Annotated in this window: 14 protein-coding genes; 6 read left to right on the top strand and 8 right to left on the bottom strand. The window is 73.5% G+C overall.

Annotation, left to right across the window (positions count from 1 at the left end):
• Nucleotides 1-43: 43 nt before the first annotated feature.
• Genes bioD through bioB form a run of 3 tightly spaced genes read right to left on the bottom strand, consistent with a single transcriptional unit; the run spans nt 44 to nt 3,358 of the window.
• Nucleotides 44-802 carry a dethiobiotin synthase gene (bioD, locus tag ACIO9K_RS10810; protein ID WP_400328453.1) on the bottom strand — a complete coding sequence of 253 codons (759 nt, stop codon included), beginning with the start codon at nt 800-802 and terminating at the stop codon, nt 44-46.
• Nucleotides 799-2,103 (bottom strand): adenosylmethionine--8-amino-7-oxononanoate transaminase, encoded by a 1,305-nt coding sequence (locus ACIO9K_RS10805; protein ID WP_400328451.1) that lies wholly within the window; start codon nt 2,101-2,103, stop codon nt 799-801. Before ACIO9K_RS10805 ends, bioD begins: the two co-directional genes overlap by 4 nt.
• Before the next feature lie 22 nt (nt 2,104-2,125).
• Nucleotides 2,126-3,358: a biotin synthase BioB gene (gene bioB, locus ACIO9K_RS10800; RefSeq protein WP_400328449.1), complete on the bottom strand. Its 1,233-nt coding sequence runs from the start codon at nt 3,356-3,358 to the stop codon at nt 2,126-2,128.
• A gap of 306 nt (nt 3,359-3,664) precedes the next feature.
• On the opposite strand from bioB, the gene ACIO9K_RS10795 reads away from it, so the two are divergent.
• Nucleotides 3,665-4,516 carry a hypothetical protein gene (locus ACIO9K_RS10795; protein WP_400328447.1) on the top strand — a complete coding sequence of 284 codons (852 nt, stop codon included), beginning with the start codon at nt 3,665-3,667 and terminating at the stop codon, nt 4,514-4,516.
• Nucleotides 4,517-4,578: 62 nt separating this feature from the next.
• On the opposite strand, the gene ACIO9K_RS10790 is transcribed toward ACIO9K_RS10795, so the two are convergent.
• Nucleotides 4,579-7,071 carry a DEAD/DEAH box helicase gene (locus ACIO9K_RS10790; RefSeq protein ID WP_371522554.1) on the bottom strand — a complete coding sequence of 831 codons (2,493 nt, stop codon included), beginning with the start codon at nt 7,069-7,071 and terminating at the stop codon, nt 4,579-4,581.
• Between the two features lie 171 nt (nt 7,072-7,242).
• On the opposite strand from ACIO9K_RS10790, the gene ACIO9K_RS10785 reads away from it, so the two are divergent.
• Nucleotides 7,243-8,442 (top strand): 8-amino-7-oxononanoate synthase, encoded by a 1,200-nt coding sequence (locus ACIO9K_RS10785; protein ID WP_363586709.1) that lies wholly within the window; start codon nt 7,243-7,245, stop codon nt 8,440-8,442.
• A gap of 83 nt (nt 8,443-8,525) precedes the next feature.
• Complete coding sequence (locus ACIO9K_RS10780; RefSeq protein WP_400328445.1) at nt 8,526-9,047, top strand: hypothetical protein; 522 nt, start codon at nt 8,526-8,528, stop codon at nt 9,045-9,047.
• A gap of 26 nt (nt 9,048-9,073) precedes the next feature.
• Here the strand turns inward: ACIO9K_RS10780 and ligD are convergent, their stop codons facing one another.
• Nucleotides 9,074-10,081 carry a non-homologous end-joining DNA ligase gene (gene ligD, locus ACIO9K_RS10775; protein WP_400328443.1) on the bottom strand — a complete coding sequence of 336 codons (1,008 nt, stop codon included), beginning with the start codon at nt 10,079-10,081 and terminating at the stop codon, nt 9,074-9,076.
• A gap of 128 nt (nt 10,082-10,209) precedes the next feature.
• Here ligD and ACIO9K_RS10770 point away from each other — a divergent pair, with 128 nt between their 5' ends.
• Nucleotides 10,210-11,271 (top strand): ATP-dependent DNA ligase, encoded by a 1,062-nt coding sequence (locus ACIO9K_RS10770; RefSeq protein ID WP_363621610.1) that lies wholly within the window; start codon nt 10,210-10,212, stop codon nt 11,269-11,271.
• 80 nt (nt 11,272-11,351) lie between these two features.
• On the opposite strand, the gene ACIO9K_RS10765 is transcribed toward ACIO9K_RS10770, so the two are convergent.
• On the bottom strand, nt 11,352-12,785 hold the full coding sequence (locus ACIO9K_RS10765) for a serine hydrolase domain-containing protein (protein WP_400328440.1): 1,434 nt from the start codon (nt 12,783-12,785) through the stop codon (nt 11,352-11,354).
• 467 nt (nt 12,786-13,252) lie between these two features.
• Between ACIO9K_RS10765 and tdh the strand changes: the two genes are divergently transcribed.
• Together tdh and ACIO9K_RS10755 are read left to right on the top strand one after the other, a co-directional pair.
• A complete protein-coding gene (gene tdh / locus ACIO9K_RS10760) occupies nt 13,253-14,281 on the top strand; it encodes an L-threonine 3-dehydrogenase (RefSeq protein WP_363586714.1) in 1,029 nt (342 codons plus the stop codon).
• 32 nt (nt 14,282-14,313) lie between these two features.
• Nucleotides 14,314-15,507 (top strand): glycine C-acetyltransferase, encoded by a 1,194-nt coding sequence (locus ACIO9K_RS10755; RefSeq protein WP_400328438.1) that lies wholly within the window; start codon nt 14,314-14,316, stop codon nt 15,505-15,507.
• A gap of 228 nt (nt 15,508-15,735) precedes the next feature.
• Here the strand turns inward: ACIO9K_RS10755 and ACIO9K_RS10750 are convergent, their stop codons facing one another.
• Entirely contained in the window at nt 15,736-17,316 is a 1,581-nt protein-coding gene (locus ACIO9K_RS10750) for a TolB family protein (protein ID WP_400328436.1), read from the bottom strand.
• A 153-nt stretch (nt 17,317-17,469) separates the two neighbouring features.
• The gene (locus tag ACIO9K_RS10745; protein ID WP_400328434.1) at nt 17,470-18,876 is read right to left on the bottom strand and encodes a TolB family protein; all 1,407 of its coding nucleotides are present in this window, start codon (nt 18,874-18,876) and stop codon (nt 17,470-17,472) included.
• Between the last annotated feature and the right edge of the window lie 210 nt (nt 18,877-19,086).

The following is a 19,086-nucleotide window of genomic DNA, read 5'->3' as shown; positions in this document are numbered from 1 at the left end:
TATTGAGCCCGTAGCGTCCGAACCCAGGGTTCGGGCGCCGGAATCACCCCTTCGAGCGAAGCGGGGCCTGTTCGGGCCGATGGGTGTGCGCGAAGTGCTTCGCGTCCCAGCTGCCGCCCAGCTCCGGGGCCAGCGAGGCGAGCGCGAGGGCGGCGAAGTCCGCGGCGGCTGCGGCGCGTTCCGGCAGGGCGCCGAGCAGCGGGGCGCCGGCCGAGCGCGGCAGGTCGGCGAGGTTGCACCGTTCGGCGAGCCCGGGGGAGGAGGGCCAGGAGCCGACGACCACGCCCGCGAGGGGGAGTTGACGCGAAGTCAGGGCCTCCGCCGAGAGCGCGACGATGTTCAGCGTGCCCAGCCCGGCGGAGGCGACGAGCAGGACCTCGGCCGGCAACCCGGCGTCCAGGACGGCCCGGGCCTGGTCGGCGAGGGTGCGGCCCTCGTCGTCGTAGCGGACGAGCAGCCCGCCCGCGCCCTCGACCAGGACCAGGTCGTGCGCGGCGGCCAGTTCGGCGACGGCGGCGGCCACCTCGGCGGGGGAGAGGAAGGGCATCCCGGCCCGCCGGGCGGCGGTGTCGGGCGCCAGCGGCTCCGGGTAGCGGACGAGTTCACGGATCGTCAGATCGCCTGCCAGGCGCCGGACTTCGGCCGCGTCCCCGGGCTCGCCCGGCGCGACGCCGGTCTGCCCGGGCTTGAGCACGGCGACCTTCTGCCCGCCGCGCAGCGCCGCCGAGGCGAGGGCTGCGGTGGCGACGGTCTTGCCGACGTCCGTGTTGGTGCCCGTCACGAACAGGATGCGGGCGCTCATCCGGCCACCGCCGCAGCGGTCACGGCGGCGGCGATGCGTGCCACGTCCTCGTCCTCCGTCACGTAGGGGGGCATGGTGTAGATCAGGTCCCGGAAGGGCCGCAGCCAGACGCCGGCCCGGGCGGCCGCCTCGGTGGCCGCGGGGACGTTCACCGGGTGGTCCAACTGGACGACGCCGATGGCGCCCTGGACCCGGACGTCCCGGACGCCCGGGAGGCCGGCGGCGGCCGCGAGCCCGTCGGCCAGTCCGGCCTCGATGCGCTTGACCCCGACCGTCCAGTCCTGGCCCAGCAGCAGCTCCAGCGAGGCGTTGGCGGCCGCGCAGGCCAGCGGGTTGCCCATGAAGGTCGGCCCGTGCGCGAGCACCGGCATCTCGCCGCGGCTGATGCCGTCGGCGATCTCGCCGGTGCACAGCGCGGCGGCGAGGGTCAGGTAGCCGCCGGTGAGTGCCTTGCCCAGGCACATCACGTCCGGCGAGACGCCCGCGTGGTCGGCGGCGAACAGCGCGCCGCTGCGGCCGAATCCGGTGGCGATCTCGTCGAAGACGAGCAGCACCCCGTACCGGTCGCAGAGTTCGCGCAGCATCCGCAGGTAGGCGGGGGAGTGGAACTGCATCCCGCCGGCGCCCTGCACCACCGGTTCGACGATGACGGCGGCCAGCTCGTCGGCGTGCCGGGCCATCAACTCCTCGAACTCGGCCGCGTACCCGGCGTCGAGCGGGGCGTCGAACCCGGCCGGCGGCTGCGGGGCGAACAGCTGCCCGGGCAGCACCCCGCCCCACAGGTGGTGCATGCCGCCGTCCGGATCGCAGACGGACATCGGGTGGAAGGTGTCGCCGTGGTACCCGCCGCGCCAGGTCAGCAGCCGGCGCTTGGCCGGGCGGCCGGTGGACTGCCAGTACTGGAGGCACATCTTCATCGCGACCTCGACGGCCACCGAGCCCGAGTCGGCGAGGAAGACGTGTTGCAGCGGCTCGGGCGTGATCTCGACCAGCGTCGCCGCCAGGCGGACGGCGGGCTCGTGGGTGAGCCCGCCGAACATGACGTGGCTCATCCGCCCCAGCTGCTCGCGCACGGCCTCGTCCAGCACCGGGTGCCGGTAGCCGTGGATGGCCGCCCACCAGGACGACATCCCGTCGACGAGCTCGCGCCGCCCGCCCGCGACGGGCTCGGCGAGGCGCAGCCGGACCCCCGAGGCGGATTCGACCACGTACGGGGTGGCGGTGCCGGGCATCGGCCCGTACGGGTGCCAGACGTGGGCGCGGTCGAGGGTGAGCAGCGTGTCCGCGGACAGCTGGGGCATGATGCGTCAGTCTCCAGAACTATCAGGCATTGGGCGCGAGTTCGGTGCCGGCGCCGCGCAGCCGGACCTTGACGAGGTCGCTGCGCAGCTCCCCGTCCGAGGCGTCGGTGTCCTCCACGGCCGACGCAGGGGTGTCCTCCGAGGCCGGGGCGTGCGCGTGCCCGCCGCACGGGCCGCAGCCGCCGCCGCTGCCGCAGGCCGACGCGGCGGTGCCGCAAGCCGACGCGGCGGAGGAGGCCGCCGCGACGTCCGCGCGGTGGCGGGGCAGGGTGGCCTCGCCGGCGCCCTCGACCTCGAACCCGGCGTCCTTGATCATGTCGAGGTCGGTCTGCCCGGCCTGGCCCTCGCTGGTCAGGTAGTCGCCGAGGAAGATCGAGTTGGCGAGGTGCAGGCCGAGCGGCTGCATCGAGCGCAGGTGCACCTCGCGGCCGCCGGCGATCCGCACCTCGGTGTCCGGGTTGACGAAGCGGACCATCGCCAGGATGCGCAGGCAGCGCTGCGGGGTGAGGTTCCACTCCTTGGCGAGCGGCGTGCCCTCGAACGGGATCAGGAAGTTGACCGGGACGGAGTCCGAGCCCAGCTCGCGCAGCGCGAACACCACGTCGACCAGGTCCTCGTCGCTCTCGCCCATGCCGGCGATCAGGCCGGAGCAGGCGGACAGGCCCGCGCCGTGCGCCTTCTTCACGGTGTCCACCCGGTCCGCGTAGGTGTGGGTGGTGGTGATGTCGCCGTAGGTCTTCTCGGAGGTGTTGAGGTTGTGGTTGTAGGCGTCGGCGCCGGCCGCCTTCAGCCGCTCCGCCTGGTTGTCGGAGAGCAGGCCGAGGCAGACGCAGATCTCGACCTCGGGGTCGGCCTCCTGGATGGCGGCCATGGTGTCGGTGACCCGGTCGATGTCACGGTCCGTGGGGCCGCGGCCGCTGGCGACCAGGCACACGCGCTTGGCGCCGCCGGCGACTCCGGCGCGGGCCGCCTCGGCGGCCTGGTCGGGCTTGAGCCAGGTGTACTTGAGGATCTCGGCCTTGGAGCCCAGCCGCTGCGAGCAGTAGTTGCAGTCCTCCGGGCAGAGCCCGCTCTTGAGGTTCACCAGGTAGTTGAGCTTCACGCGTCGGCCGAACCACCTCCGGCGGACCTTGCCGGCCGCGGCGACGACGTCCAGCAGCTCGTCGTCGGTGGTGGCGAGGACGGCCAGCGCCTCCTCGCGGGTCGGGACTTCGCCGCGCAGGCCCTTGGCGGTGAGGGTATCGAGCAGATCCATGGGGCCGATCCTGCCTGGTGGCGCTCGAATGGCGCCAGAGGGAACCCGCCAGAAGATCGGCGGAAGGATGTGCCACTTGCCACAGTGTCGAAGCTCACGGTGTCGCCGCTGGTCACGAGCTTGACGCCGGTGCGAATCGGAGGTTACCGGCCGGTAGGAGGTGGTCGCGGAGAGGGGCCGGGGAGGCCGGCGCGGGGCGGTCGCCGGTGCGCGCGCCGGACGGTCGCGGACGCCCGCGCGCGGCGGTGACCGGCAACCGCCCACCCAGTGATCCACGCCACCCGACGGTTGCTTAGAATCTGCGCCATGACCACGCAGGGGGAGCGCACCCCGACTCCGGGAGAGGGCCAGAACGGCCAGGCAGTGCGGCGGACCGGCGGGGCCCCCGCCGGCGCGGGCACGGACCTGATCGGTGGTCGGGGCGGCGGCAGGGGCAGGCGGTTGACGGCCCGCCGGGCGGTGGGCTGGGTCGTCGTGGTGGGAGTGGTGGCCGCCGGCGGATGGATCATCACCCGCCCGATGCCCGGCGACTACATACCCGGGCTCGGCCCGTCCAGCAAGGATGCGGCCAGGACGCCCCCGGTGGTCGGCACCCCGCCGCCGCGCACCGACCCCGAGGGGCTCAACGCGGACACCTTCTTCCCGCCTCAGCGCCCGGTCGAGGTCGGCGCCTACAAGGCCCGGCGCAACGGCATCCGGCAGGGCGGCAACTGCACCGAGGTGCTGCAGGACCGCACCCAGGAACTGCTCAAGGACACCGGCTGCCAGGCCTACCTGACCGTCAGCTTCACCGGCCAGGACCGCCCGGTGCTCAGCAGCGTCACCGTCCTGCGCTTCGGCGACCAGGCCGCCGCCACCCGGGCCGCCGACACCCTGCGCGGCAAGCCCGGCGCGCTCGCCTTCATCCTTCCGGACACCAACGCCGCCCCCGCGCCGTCGTCCGGCGGGCCCAAGTCGGCGGAGCCGCGGGTCGAGGCGGTCGGGCACTACGTGACGGTGGCGAGCTCCCGGCTCAGCGATGGCCGCACGCCCGGCCCCGGCACCGCGTCCACCCCGGCCGCGACATCGTCGGGCCCGGCGCTCACCACCGAGCAGACCCTGGAGGAGGCGACCCGCGCGCTCTCCTACGCGGCGGGCGCGCCGTTCGTCTGGATGTGACGCCGCGCCGGCCCCCCCGCTCCGGGGGGCCGGCGACTCCGAAAGCGGGGGTCGACGGTTCGTCAGCCGCCCAGCCGGTCCACCGCGGTGACCCGCAGCACCGCCCGGCCCTCCTCGTCCGAACCGTACAGGTCGACCTCGGCGCTGATGCCCCAGTCGTGGTCGCCCTCCGGGTCGTCGAAGATCTGCCGGACCTTCCAGGCGGAGTCCTCCTCCTCGATGATCAGCATCTTGGGGCCGCGCGCGTTCGGGCCGGTGCCGAGGTCGTCGTACTCCTCCCAGTACCCGTCCATGGCGTCCGCCCAGCGGTCCGCGTCCCAGCCGTACGAGCCGTCCAGCTCGGCGAGCTCCTCGTAGTGCTCCAGGGCGCACAGCTCGACCCGGCGGAACAGCTCGTTGCGCACCAGCACCCGGAACGCCCGCGCGTTCGCCGTCACCGGCGCCGGCTTGTCGTCCAGCGTCACCTCGGGGGCCTGCGGGTCCGTCGGGTTGGCCAACTGCTCCCACTCGTCCAGCAGGCTGGAGTCGACCTGGCGGACCAGCTCGCCGAGCCAGGCGATGACGTCCTTCAGGTCGTCGGTCTTCACGTCCTCGGGGACGGTCTGCTCCAGCGCCTTGTACGCGCTCGCCAGGTAGCGCAGCACGATGCCCTCGGTGCGCGCCAGTTCGTAGAAGCCGACGTAGTCCGAGAAGGTCATCGCCCGCTCGTACAGGTCGCGGACCACCGACTTCGGCCTCAGCTCGTGGTCGCCGATCCACGGGTGCGCCCGGCGGTACACCTCGTACGCGTGGGTGAGCAGCTCCTCCAGCGGCTTCGGGTAGGTGATCTCCTGGAGCCGCTCCATCCGCTCCTCGTACTCGATCCCGTCGCGCTTCATCTCGCCGACGGCCTCGCCGCGCGCCTTGTTCTGCTGCGCGGCGAGGATCTGGCGCGGGTCGTCGAGGGTCGCCTCGACCACCGAGATCACGTCCAGCGCGTACGAGGGCGAGGTCGGGTCGAGGAGCTCGAAGGAGGCCAGGGCGAAGGTGGAGAGCGGCTGGTTGAGCGCGAAGTTCTCCTGGAGGTCGAGGGTGAGGCGCACGATCCGGCCCTCGGCGTCCGGCTCCGGCAGCCGCTCGACCACGCCGCCCTGCAGCAGGGAGCGGTAGATCGCGATCGCGGTGCGGATGTGCCGGCGCTGCGCGGCGCGGTCCTCGTGGTTGTCGGTGAGGAGCTTGCGCATCGCCTCGAAGGCGTTGCCGGGGCGGCCGATCACCGACAGCAGCATCGCGTGGCTCACCTTGAACCGGGAGACCAGCGGCTCCGGGTCGGCGCCGATCAGCTTGTCGAAGGTCTCCTCGGTCCAGCCGACGAAGCCCTCCGGCGCCTTCTTGCGCACCACCTTGCGCTTCTTCTTCGGGTCGTCCCCGGCCTTGGCGATCGCCTTGTCGTTCTCGATCACGTGCTCGGGCGCCTGCGCCACCACCTGTCCGACGGTGTCGAACCCGGCCCGGCCGGCCCGCCCGGCGATCTGGTGGAACTCCCGGGCGCGCAGGATCCGCACCCGGTTGCCGTCGTACTTGGACAGCGCCGTGAACAGCACCGTACGGATCGGCACGTTCACCCCGACGCCCAGCGTGTCCGTCCCGCAGATCACCTTCAACAGGCCTGCCTGGGCCAGGCGTTCGACCAGCCGGCGGTACTTCGGCAGCATGCCCGCGTGGTGCACGCCGATGCCGTGGCGCACGAAACGGGACAGGTTGCGGCCGAACTTGGTGGTGAAGCGGAAACCGCCGATCAGGTCGGCGATGGCGTCCTTCTCCGCCTTCGAGCACATGTTGATGCTCATCAGCGACTGCGCCCGGTCCACCGCCTCCTTCTGCGTGAAGTGCACCACGTAGACCGGCGCCTGGCCGGTCTGCAGCAGCTCCTCCAGGGTGTCGTGCATCGTGGTGCGGCGGTACTCGTAGAACAGCGGCACCGGGCGGGTCGTGTTGCGCACCACCGTCGTCGGGCGGCCCGTCCGGCGGGTCAGGTCCTCCTCGAAGCGGCGCACGTCGCCGAGCGTCGCCGACATCAGCAGGAACTGCGCCTGCGGCAGCTCCAGCAGCGGGATCTGCCAGGCCCAGCCGCGGTCCGGCTCCGCGTAGAAGTGGAACTCGTCCATGACCACCTGGCCGACGTCCGCCCGGAGCCCGTCGCGCAGCGCGATCTGCGCCAGCACCTCGGCCGTGCAGCAGATGATCGGCGCGGTCGGGTTCACGCTCGCGTCGCCGGTCATCATGCCGACCTGCTCGGTGCCGAACATCTTGACCAGGTCGAAGAACTTCTCCGACACCAGCGCCTTGATCGGCGCCGTGTAGAACGTCCGCTTCCCCTCCGCCAGCGCCGCGAAGTGCGCCCCGGCCGCCACCAGGCTCTTGCCCGACCCGGTCGGCGTCGCCAGGATGACGTTGTTCCCCGACACCAGCTCGATCAGCGCCTCCTCCTGCGCCGGGTACAGCGTGATCCCGCGCTCCTCCGCCCACGCGGCGAAGGTCTCGTACAGCGCATCGGGCGTGGCGGGCTTCGGCATCAGATCAAGGAGGGTCACCCGGCTATCTTGCCTGCTCGCCGCCACCCCGGGCAAAGCCCGCCCTCCGCCGGCACCCGCCCCGGGACTGTCCGGATCGCCGCACCGGCGGCCGCGAAGCTGTGCGCGGCCGCACATTGATCGCGGCGGCGGCGCCGTGCCAGAGTGCCGGGCATGGTCCAACCGCTCGCGTCCGCAACGCACACCACCGACCTCGCCCCGGCGGCCGTCTTCGACTGGCTCGACGAGGCCGCCGAGCTGCGGGCCGAGGCCGGGCTGACGCGCCGGCTGCGCAGCCGCGCGGCGCAGGACCCGGTGCTCGACCTGGCCGGGAACGACTACCTGGGGCTGACCAGGCACCCGGCGGTGACGCAGGCGGCCGCCGAGGCGGCGCTGCGGTGGGGCGGGGGGTCGACCGGGTCGCGGCTGGTGACCGGGACGACCGCGCTGCACACCGAACTGGAGGAGGAGCTCGCCGCGTTCTGCGGGGTGGAGGCGGCGCTGGTGTTCTCCTCCGGCTACACCGCCAACCTGGCCGCGCTGACCGCGCTCACCGACCCGGACACGCTGATCGTGTCGGACGCCTACAACCACGCCTCGCTGATCGACGGCTGCCGGCTCGCCCGCGCGGACGTCCACCGGGCCCCGCACAGCGACCCGCAGGCCGTCCGGGAGGCGCTGGAGCGCCGGACGCAGCGGCGGGCGCTGGTGGTCAGCGACTCGGTGTTCTCGGTGGACGGCGACGCCGCCCCGCTGGCCGGGCTGTCCGCCGCCGCCCGGGCGCACGGCGCCGCGCTGCTGGTCGACGACGCGCACGGGCTGGGCGTCCTCGGCCCCGGCGGCGCCGGGGCGCTCGCGGCGGCCGGGCTCGCCGGGCAGCCGGACACCGTCGCCACCGTCACGCTCTCCAAGTCGCTCGGCTCGCAGGGCGGCGCCGTGCTCGGGCCGCGCCGGGTGATCCGCCACCTCACCGAGACCGCCCGCACCTTCATCTTCGACACCGGCCTCGCCCCGGCCGCCGTCGCCGCCGCCCTCGCCGCCCTGCGCCTGCTGCGCGCCGAGCCGCACCGCGCCGACCGCACCCGCGAGGTGGCCCGCGGCCTCGCGGCCCGGCTGACCGCCGCCGGGCTCCGGGCCTGCGAGCCGGACGCGGCCGTGGTGTCGGTGCGCGCCCCGGGCGCGGAGGCCGCCGTCGCCTGGGCCGCCGACTGCCGGCGGGCCGGGCTCGCCGTCGGCTGCTTCCGCCCGCCGTCCGTCCCGGACGGGGTGTCCCGGCTGCGGCTCACCGCGCGCGGGGACCTGACGGACGCGCAGCTCGCGGAGGCGGTCCGGATCATCGCCGAGCTGGCGCCGGAGGGTGCCCGGGTCGGCTGACACCTGGGCCGGGAGGGCCGCCCGCCCGGCCGCCCGTGCAACCGTCCGGCCGTCGGTGGCGTCACCCCAGCGGGGGTGAGTCGATGGGGGTGGCGGTGCGGCGGTGGGGGCCGGTGGCGGCCGGGGTGCTGTTGGTGCTGCTGGCCGGATGGCTGGTGGGCGGGCCGGTGCGGCAGTTCGGGCAGGCGGCCGGGCTGGTGGGGGCGCCCGGGACGTTCCGCGCGGAGCGGTGTCTGATCCCGGCGAACGAGGACGGCCCGCCTCCTTCGGACTGCCGGGGCGTGTTCCGCCCGGACGGCGGCGGCCCGGCGCACGAGCACGCCAGGATGCGGGCGGGCGCGCCGGTCGGCGAGGACGTCTGGGCGGTGTGCGAGGGCGACGAGTGCCACCTGGTGTCGGACGCCGAGGTGGCGCGGACGGTGATGCTGCTGGCGCTGGCCCTGGCACCGGGTGTGGCGGGCGTGCTGCTGACCGGCGTCGGCCTGCGCGCGCGGCGCGTCGGCCGGGGGCTGCTGCTCTCCGGCGCGGTCGTGGGCGTCCTGCTGTTCACCCTGATGGTGCTGGGCAGCGTCTTCTGGTTCGTGCTGGCCATGACGGGGGTGTGAGCCCGGCGAGATCGGCCGGACAGGGCCTACGTCTTGCGGGCCCGGCTGGGCTGCACCCTGGTCGGCTCGCCGGCCGCCTTGGGGTGGTCGGGCGGGTACGGGAGCTCTCCGAGGCCCTCGTCGCGCAGCTGCTTGTCGTACAGCTCCAGCAGGCCGTCCAGGCGGTACGCCCGATCGTCCATCTCGGCGTTCAGGTCGCCGAGTTCGGCGAAGCGGGCGGGGACGGTGCGCAGGTCGAAGTCCTCGGGGGAGGCGTCGTCGAGCTCCTCCCAGCGCAGCGGGGTCGAGGCGGTGGCGCGCGGGCGGGCGCGCAGGGAGTAGGCGGAGGCGATGGTGCGGTCGCGGGCCATCTGGTTGTAGTCGACGAAGATCCGCTCGCCGCGCTCCTCCTTCCACCAGGCGGTGGTGACCTGCCCGGGCATCCGCTGCTCCAGCACCCGGCCGAGGGCGATCACCGCGTGCCGTCCGTCGGTGAAGGTCCACTCGGGCACCAGCGGCACGTACACGTGCAGGCCGCGCCCGCCGGAGGACTTGGGCCAACCGCGCAGCCCGTACTCCTCCAGCAGGGCGCGCAGTTCGTGGGCGGCGCGGACGGCGTCGTGGAAGTCGGTGCCGGGCTGCGGGTCGAGGTCGATGCGCAGCTCGTCGACGTGCTCGGTGTCGGAGCGGCGGACCGGCCAGGGGTGGAAGGTGAGGCAGCCCAGGTTGGCGGCCCACAGCACGGCGGCCGGCTCGGTGGGGCAGATCTCGTCGGCGGAGCGGCCGCTGGGGAAGTGGATCCGGGCGGTGGGCAGCCAGTCCGGCAGGCCCTTGGGGGCGCGTTTCTGGTAGAAGAACTCGCCGTCCACGCCGTCCGGGAAGCGCTGCAGGGTGGTGGGCCGGTCGCGCAGTCCGCGCAGCACCCCGTCGGCGACGGCCAGGTAGTACTGCGCGACGTCCAGCTTGGTGAAGCCGCGCTCGGGGTAGTACACCTTGTCCGGGTTCGACAGCCGGACGCTGCGCCCGGCGACATCCAGTTCCACGGCTGAGCCCATGCCCCTCACGCTAAGGGCGCCGTGCCCCGCGCGCGTCTTTTCGGCGTGCGCCCTTTCCGCGGTGCGCCCTCTTCGCCCTGCGCCCTCTCGTCGCGCGCCTTCCGGCCGTGCGCGCGAGGATCGGAGCCATGGACCTGCCCGTGATGCCGCCGGTGGCGCCGATGCTCGCCAAGTCGGTGGCGAAGATCCCGCCGGGGATGCAGTACGAGGCCAAGTGGGACGGCTTCCGGACGATCGTGTTCCGCGACGGCGACGAGGTGGAGCTCGGCAGCCGCACCGGCAAACCGCTGACCAGGTACTTCCCCGAGCTGGTCGCCGCGCTGCGGCGTGAGCTGCCACCGCGCTGCGTGCTGGACGGCGAGGTGGTGATCGCCCGGGACGGCCGGCTGCGGTTCGAGGAACTGCTGGAGCGCATCCACCCGGCGGCGAGCCGGGTGCGGCTGCTGGCGGAGCGGACGCCCGCCTCCTTCATCGCCTTCGACCTGCTCGCGCTCGGTGACGTCGCGCTGCTGGACGAGCCGCTGTCGGTGCGCCGCGCGGCCCTGGAGACGGCGCTCGGCGCCGCCCGCGACCCGGTGTTCACCGCCCCCGCCTCCACCGACCGGGACGTGGCGCAGACCTGGTTCGCCGAGTACGAGGGCGCCGGACTGGACGGCGTGGTCGCCAAGCCGCTGGACCAGCCGTACCGGCCGGGCGAGCGGACCATGTTCAAGATCAAGCACGAGCGCACCGCCGACTGCGTGGTGGCCGGCTACCGCGAGCACAAGAGCGGCCCGGTGGTCGGCTCGCTGCTGCTGGGCATCAACGACGCCGAGGGCCGGCTCCAGCACGTCGGCGTCTGCGCCGCGTTCTCGATGGCCCGCCGCCGCGAACTCGCCGAGGAGCTGGCCCCGTTGCGGATGACCGACCTCTCCCGCCACCCGTGGGGCGGCTGGGCGGACGAGGCGGCGCACGCCGAGGGCCGGCTGCCGGGCGCGGTCAGCCGGTGGACCGGCGGCAAGGACCTCTCCTGGGTCGCGCTGCGCCCCGAGCGGGTGGTCGAGGTCGCCTACGACCACATGGAGGGCACCCGCTTCCGGCACACCGCGCAGTTCCGCCGCTGGCGGCCGGACCGCACGCCGGAGAGCTGCACCTACGCGCAACTGGAGGAGCCGGTCTCCTACGATCTGGCCCGCGTGCTGGGCAGGTGACGGCGCCTCGGAGGCCCGGCCCGGTGATCCGGGCCGGGCCTCAAGCGGTCTGGCGTTCAGGCGCCCGGTCGGTCCGGAGCTCAGGCGTTGACCGTGGACGGCGCGCCGGAGGGGGACCCCGGGGCGCCGGGCGAGGCCGGGGACGAGGCCGACCCCGAGGGCGAGAGCGAGGGTGACGGCGACGCGGACCCCGAGGACGAGGCCGACGGCGAGGCCGTGTTGTTCACCGGCGGGATCGAGTAGACGTTCTTCGGCGAGACGATCTGCGTGATCGCCTTCGCGAACAGCGAGGACGGCTCCGAACCCCGGTACGGCACATCGGTGTTGAGCAGCACCACCAGGGTGGCCTGGGACTGCGGCAGGTACACCGCCACGGTCTCGTAACCGGGCAGCGAGCCGTTGTGCCCGATCCACCCGTTGTTGTTGAACAGCCCGAGGCCGTAGCCGACGCCGGGGTCCCCGGTCGGCTGGGTCTTCAACCGCTGGGACTGGGTGTCCTGCTTCAGCAGGGAGCCGGTGGCCAGGGACTTCGACCAGTTCTGCAGGTCGGTGAGGTTGGAGATGACCGCCCCGGCCGACCAGGCCCAGGACGGGTTCCAGTCGGTGGCGTCCGTGGTCTGGCCGTTGGGCGTCTGGTCGGTGTAGCCGCGGGCGTGCGGGTCGGGGAAGGTCGCGTCGGTCGGGAAGACCGTCCCGTTCAGTCCGGCCTGGCTGAACACCTGGTCCTTGAGGAACTGGTCCACGGGCTCCCCGCCGGCCTTCTCGATGACCTTGCCGAGCAGGATGTAGTTGCTGTTGCTGTACTGGAACTTGCTGCCCGGCGGGAAGTTCGCCGGGTGCTTGTACCCGTAGGCGAGCAGCTCGTCGGGCGTGAACACCCGGTTCGGGTCGCTGATCAGCGCGTTCACGAAGTTCGGGTCGGAGGTGTACGGGAACAGGCCGCTGCGCATCCCGGCGAGCTGGCGGATGGTGATCTTGTCGCCGCCGGGCACGCCGTCCACGTACTTGGAGACCGGGTCGTCCAGGCCCACCTTGCCCTGGTCGACCAGCCGCAGCACGCCGGTCGCCGTGAAGGTCTTGGTCTCGCTGCCGATCCGCATGTTCAGGTCGGGCGACATCGGGGTGCCGGCGGACTTGTCGGCCTGGCCGAAGGCCCGCTGGTAGCTGCCGTCGGGGGTGGTGATCCCGACGATCACGCCGGGGGTGGAGGTCTGGTTCAGCACCTGCTTGATCGCGGCGTCCAGCTGGTTGGCGACGTCGGGGGTCAGCGGCACCACCGCGCCGGCCGAGCCGCTCGCCGAGCCGCTCGCGGCGCCCGGACCGGCGCTGGAGCCCGACGCGGACGGGCTGAGCGCGGCGGGCTCGGCGGTGAGGGCCGCGCCGCCGGCCTGCTTCGGCGGTGACCCGCCGGAGCAGGCCGCGGTCGCGAGCAGGCCGGTCAGCGCCAGGGCGGCGCAGGCCGCTCGGCGGGTGGAACGGGACGCGGCCGGATGCGGCCGTCGGAGCGTGGTCATAGGTCGAGGCGCCTCTCTGCGGCGGACGGCCCCGGAGCGCTGCTCCACGAGGCCGACGGGGGAGCGCCGCCACCGTAAGCACCGCCGGTGCGGCCCCGCTCGTCGACCGCCGCAGGGCTGACCCGAACGGACCGGCGGTCAGCCGACTGCCCCAGCCGGCTGGCGCACATCGCCTCCCGTGCTGTCAAGGACCACTGCCCACTGGGGGGTTGGTGTCGCGAAAGCGGGCTCGCGCTCGGCCGAACAGGTGAGCACCGGCACGCCGCACCCGCCCCCGGCCCCGGCTCGGGCACGATCGTTTAGCCCAGCTGTGGCCGTCCTTAAGAATTCCTCGATGGACCGAACCCACCCTCACCAGGCAGATTTCTGCCTGCCCGGATCGCGTCCGCCAGGAACGGCCACACCGGGGCCACTCGGCCTGCCCACCCGCGAAGGCCGCCCCACTCGCACGTCAGGAGCCGACGCCCGTGAAGGCACTCGTCAAGCAGAAGGCCGAGCCCGGGCTCTGGCTGGTGGACGTCCCGAAGCCGGAGATCGGCCCCGGCGAGGTGCTGATCAAGGTGCTGCGGACCGGCATCTGCGGCACCGACCTGCACATCCGCAACTGGGACGGCTGGGCGCAGCAGACCATCACGACCCCGCTGGTGCTCGGCCACGAGTTCGTCGGCGAGGTCGCCGAGATCGGCGCCGGCGTCGCGGACATCGCGGTCGGCGACCTGGTCAGCGGCGAGGGCCACCTGGTCTGCGGCAAGTGCCGCAACTGCCAGGCCGGCCGCCGCCACCTGTGCCGCAACACGGTCGGCCTCGGCGTCGGCCGGGACGGCGCCTTCGCCGAGTACGTGGCCCTGCCCGCTTCCAACGTCTGGGTGCACCGGGTGCCGGTCGACCTGGACGTGGCCGCGATCTTCGACCCGTTCGGCAACGCCGTCCACACCGCGCTCTCCTTCCCGCTGGTCGGCGAGGACGTGCTGATCACCGGCGCGGGCCCGATCGGCATCATGGCCGCCGCCGTCGCCAAGCACGCCGGCGCCCGCAACGTGATGATCACCGACGTCTCCCCGTACCGCCTCGACCTGGCCCGGAAGGTCGGCGTCACGCTGGCACTGAACGTCGCCGAGCACACCATCGAGGAGGGCCAGCAGAAGCTCGGCCTGCGCGAGGGCTTCGACGTCGGCCTGGAGATGTCCGGCCGCCCCGAGGCGATGCAGTCGATGATCGCCAACATGACCCACGGCGGGAAGATCGCCGTGCTCGGCCTGCCCGCCGAGCAGTTCCCGGTCGACTGGGCCTCGGTCGTCACCTCGATGATCACCATCAAGGGCATCTACGGCCGCGAGATGTTCGAGACCTGGTACGCGATGTCCGTGCTGCTGGAGGGCGGGCTGGACCTCGCCCCGGTGATCACCGGCCGGTACGCCGCCGACGACTTCGCGGCCGCCTTCGACGAGGCCGCCGGCGGCCGCTGCGGCAAGATCATCCTCGACTGGACCGCCTGAGCCCCCCCGTTCGTCCTCGTTAGGAGTCCGCAGTGTTCGACAACGTGCGCGCCGACATCGCCACCACCCTCGACGAGATCCGCGAGGCCGGGCTCTTCAAGCCCGAGCGGGTCATCGGCACCCCGCAGAGCGCCGCGGTCACCGTCACCGGCGGCGGCCGCCCCGGTGAGGTGCTGAACTTCTGCGCCAACAACTACCTCGGCCTGGCCGACCACCCCGAGGTGCTCGCCGCCGCCAAGGACGCGCTGGACCGCTGGGGCTACGGCATGGCCTCGGTGCGCTTCATCTGCGGCACCCAGGACGTCCACAAGGCGCTGGAGGACCGCCTCTCGGCCTTCCTGGGCCAGGAGGACACCATCCTGTACTCCTCCTGCTTCGACGCCAACGGCGGCGTCTTCGAGACCCTGCTCGACGACCGCGACGCCGTCATCTCCGACGCGCTCAACCACGCGAGCATCATCGACGGCATCCGGCTCAGCAAGGCCCGCCGCCACCGCTACGCCAACCGCGACCTGGCCGACCTGGAGCAGCAGCTCAAGGAGACCCAGGACGCCCGCCGCCGCCTGATCGTCACCGACGGCGTGTTCTCGATGGACGGCTACGTCGCGCCGCTGCGCGAGATCTGCGACCTGGCCGACCGCTACGACGCCATGGTCATGGTCGACGACTCGCACGCCGTCGGCTTCGTCGGCCCCGGCGGCCGCGGCACCCCCGAACTGCACGGCGTGATGGACCGCGTGGACATCATCACCGGCACCCTCGGCAAGGCGCTCGGCGGCGCCTCCGGCGGCTACGTCGCCGCCCGCCGGGAGATCGTCGCCCTGCTGCGCCAGCGCTCCCGCCCGTACCTGTTCTCCAACTCGCTCGCCCCGGTGATCGCGGCGGCCTCGCTGAAGGTGCTCGACCTGGTCGAGCAGTCCAACGAACTGCGCGAGCGGCTGGCGGCCAACACGGCGCTGTTCCGCGGCAGGATGACCGAGGCCGGCTTCGAGATCCTGCCGGGCGACCACCCGATCGCCCCGGTGATGATCGGCGACGCGGCCAAGGCCGGCCGGCTCGCCGAACTGCTGCTGGAGCGCGGCGTGTACGTGATCGGCTTCTCGTTCCCGGTGGTCCCGCACGGCCAGGCCCGGATCCGGGTGCAGCTGTCCGCCGCGCACTCCACCGAGGACGTCGAGCGCGCCGTCGCCGCCTTCGTCGACGCGCGCGCCGCGCTGGGCGAGTAGCCCGGCGGTCGGTGGCCCGGCAGCCCCATGAGCTGCCCGCGGGCCGGTCCGCTCGGAACCGGACCGGCCCGCGGGCTCACCACCGTCGTGCGGTGGGGGCGCATCGATCCGCCCCCACCGCACGGCCCACCAACCATCTGCCCCACCCTCCCGCTTCGGGGGCGGGACGCCGGCCCGGCCGACGTCCCGCCCCCGTACGCGGTTCACGGTGCGAGCGGCGGTTGACGGTCAGTCGTCGCTGTCCTGGTCCTGGCCTTGGTCCTGGTCCTGGTCGTCGCCCTGGTCGTCGCCGTGGCCGTGGTGCGCGGTGGCGCGGGCGAAGACCAGGGAGTCGGTGCTCGCCGGGCCGCCGGTGCCGGCGAGCAGGTTGCCGCTGGTCGAGCTGAACACCACCGTGCGGCCGCGGGCGTCCACGACCGGGTCGGTCGAGGAGCCGTTGCCGAGCGAGCCGTCCGCAGCGGTGGCGACCCGCTCGGTGCGGCCGGTGCGCAGGTCGTGGCGGTAGACGTCCCAGCCCGGGTGCTGCGGGCCCGCCACCAGGTTGTCGGCGGCGGAGGCGAAGTAGACCCAGCGGTTGTCGGCGGTGATCCGGGCGTGGTCGGAGGAGCCGACCGAGGTGGTGCCGGGCAGGCCGCCGCTGATCTTCGTCACGGTGCCCTTCCCGAGGTCCCGGACGTACAGCACGGTGTGGAACCGGTGGCCGCCGGTCGACCCGCCGGGCTCGGGCAGGGCGTAGATCGCGCGCCGCCCGTCGGGGCTGATCGTCGCGCCGAAGCTCGGGGCGCCGAGCTTGCCGTCGAGGTCGAGGCTGGCGGCGGAGATCCGGCCGGACTCCACGTCGTAGGTGTAGTAGGGGGCGGTCACCGGCCGGGCCAGGTTCGGCTGGGCCAGGCCCTTCTGCGCGCTGTGGGGCAGGGCCGGGGCGATGCCCGGGGCCAGCTCCAGGTCGGCGGGCGCCGCTGCGCCCCCGGCGGCCGGGGCGGGGGTCTGGTCGGCGGGCAGCAGGTTGTCGGCCATGGAGGTGAAGCCGATGGTGCGGCCGTCCGCGCTGATCGTCGGGTGGAGGGACATGCCGTCGCCCGGCTTGCCGTCCACGCCGCGGGTCACCAGCCTGGTCTTCCCCGTCCAGCGGTCGGTGACGTAGATGTTGTAGTCCCAGGTGTAGGGCCTGGCCAGCGAGGGGGCGTCGCCCTGGAGGTCGGGGACGAGGTCCTTCCGGCTGGAGCCGAAGACCACGTAGCGGCCGTTCGCGCTGATCGAGGGCGCGTAGGAGGCGTGGAACTTGTCGGTGTCGGTGCCGGTGAGCCCGCCGCTGATCAGCTCGGTGCGGCCGGTCTTCCGGTCGCGGACGTACACCTCGGTGCGCCCCTGGACCTGCATGCCGGGCACCACGTTCTCGGCGTCGCTGTCGAAGGCGACGTAGCGGCCGTCGGCGTTGATCGCGACGTCGTCGGTGAAGCCGTTCAGCGCGCTGCCGTCGGCGGCCAGGTTGATCCGCTCGGTGCGGCCGGTCCTCAGGTCGCGGACGTAGGCGTCGCGGGCGCTCTTCGCGGGCTGGGACACCAGGTTCGTGGCCCAGGAGGTGAACAGGGCGTAGCGGCCGTCGGCGCTGATCGCCTGGCTCCACGACTGGTTGTCCGGCGCGGCGCCGTTCACCCCGACGCTGACCTGGACGGTGCCGCGCGGCGCCCGGTCGGCCCGGTCGGCCTGGGCGGGTGCGGCGGTCACGGCGAGTACGGCGGTGGCCGCGAGAATGCTGCCGCCGCCGGCCAGCCACCGGTTGCGGGTGGTACGGGTGCTGCGTGTCATGACGTCTGCCTCCCCGGGGGTCGCCCGGCCGGGCTCCCTCCCGGCGACGGGCTTTCGGGAGAGCCAATCGTCGGGAGGGTCGGTGGTCAACGCCCACGGGTGATCTCGGCCGAAAATACGTCAACGGACGTATGCGGCAGGGGAGTCAGGACGTCACAGGCGGCGCAGGAAGACGTCCAGGAAGGTGTTGGTGTCACCCGGCACCAGGTCACCGTCCGAGGCGTCGAAGATCACCGTGTCGCCGGTGGCGTCCACGTACGGGCCGTAGGAGGAGGCGGTGCTCTGCCCGCCGCTCCGGGTGAGGCTGATCCGCTCGATCCGCCCGGTCCACAGGTCGCGGCGGAAGACGTCGCTGGCGGAGTTGGTGTCGTCGGGGACGAGGTTCTCGGCGGCGGAGTCGAAGTAGACCCAGCGGTCGTCGAGCGTCATGACGCCACCGGACGAGGACCACTTGGCGGTGGTGCCCGGCAGGTCGGTGTTGACCTTGGTGATCTTGCCGGTGGCCAGCTCGTGGACGTACACGTCCATCCGGATGCCGTGGGCCGGGGCGGGCGCCCCGCCGATGAAGACCGGGAGGCTGTAGATCGCGTAGCGGCCGTCCGGGCTGACCCGGCCGTCGCGTCCGCCGTCGCTCAGCGCCCCGGTGTCGTCCAGGCTGGCGCCGGCGATCTTGCCGGTGCCGGCCTTCCAGACGTAGTACGGGTAGAACTTGGGCCCGGCCAGCTGGGGTGCCCCGGCGCCGGGGGCGGAATCGGCGTCGGTGGCCGGGTCGGTGGCCGGGGCCGGAGTGCCCGGGAGCAGGTTCCCGGCCCGGGAGCCGAAGCCGACGGTCGAGCCGTCCGCACTGATCGTCGGACTGAAGGAGTTGTTGTCGGCGCCCTCGCCCTCCGTGCCGGAGGTGACCAGCCGGGTGGTGTGCGTCCAGCGGTCGGTGACGTAGATGTTGTTCTTGCCGCGCTTCACGCCCGGGGCGAGGTCGGTGCGGCTGGAGGCGTAGGCGACGAAGCGGCCGTCCCAGCTGAGGGTGGGGCTGTCGGCGGTGCGGATGCTCTGGTCGTCGGTGCTCGCCGGGCCGGCGGTGGTGATCAGCTCGGTGCGGCCGGTCCAGCGGTCGCGGACGAAGACGTCGCTGCCGTGCTTCGGCTGGCCGGGCAGCACGTTGGTGGCGGCGGTGCTGAACGCCACGTACCGGCCGTCGCCGCTGATCGCGGCCTGGTTGGTGGCGGCGTCCAGCTTGGAGCCGTCGGCGGCGACGCTGACCCGCTCGACGTGCCCGTTGCGCAGGTCCCGCACGTAGACCTCGTCCGAGTTCGGGGTGCCGGCCCCGGGCAGCAGGTTGGTCGCGGTCGAGGTGAACAGCGCGGAGCGGCCGTCGGCGCTCAGCCCGAGCGCGGACGAGGTGCCGTCGAGCTGCTCGCCCTTGGGCCCCTCGCTCACCCGGGAGGTGTCGCCCTTGAGCGGCCGGGCCTCGGCGGCTGGCATCGCGGCCCCGGCCACGGCGGCGGCCACCAGGACGCCGGCGGTGCGGGCCAGCCAACGGCGGGTTCGTGCGGTGGTCATGGACATCCTCCCCTGATGACGGCACCGGGCCCTCGTCACCCCCGCGGCCCGGCTCGGGAAGAGCCAATCGTCGCCCGGGCCGGGTGGTCAACCGGGCGAAGCGATCTCGTCCGGAAATACGCCACCGGTCGTATCGCCCCTTACGCGGAAGCGGGCCCGGATCCCGCCCCGGTTCCGGGTCCGGTCCGGCTGACCCCGGCGCGCTGGCAG

The sequence above is a fragment of the Kitasatospora sp. NPDC087271 genome, assembly GCF_044744605.1.
GTDB lineage: Bacteria > Actinomycetota > Actinomycetes > Streptomycetales > Streptomycetaceae > Kitasatospora.
The sequence above is the reverse complement of the archived record's forward strand: the minus strand, read 5'-3'. Positions and strand labels throughout refer to the sequence as shown.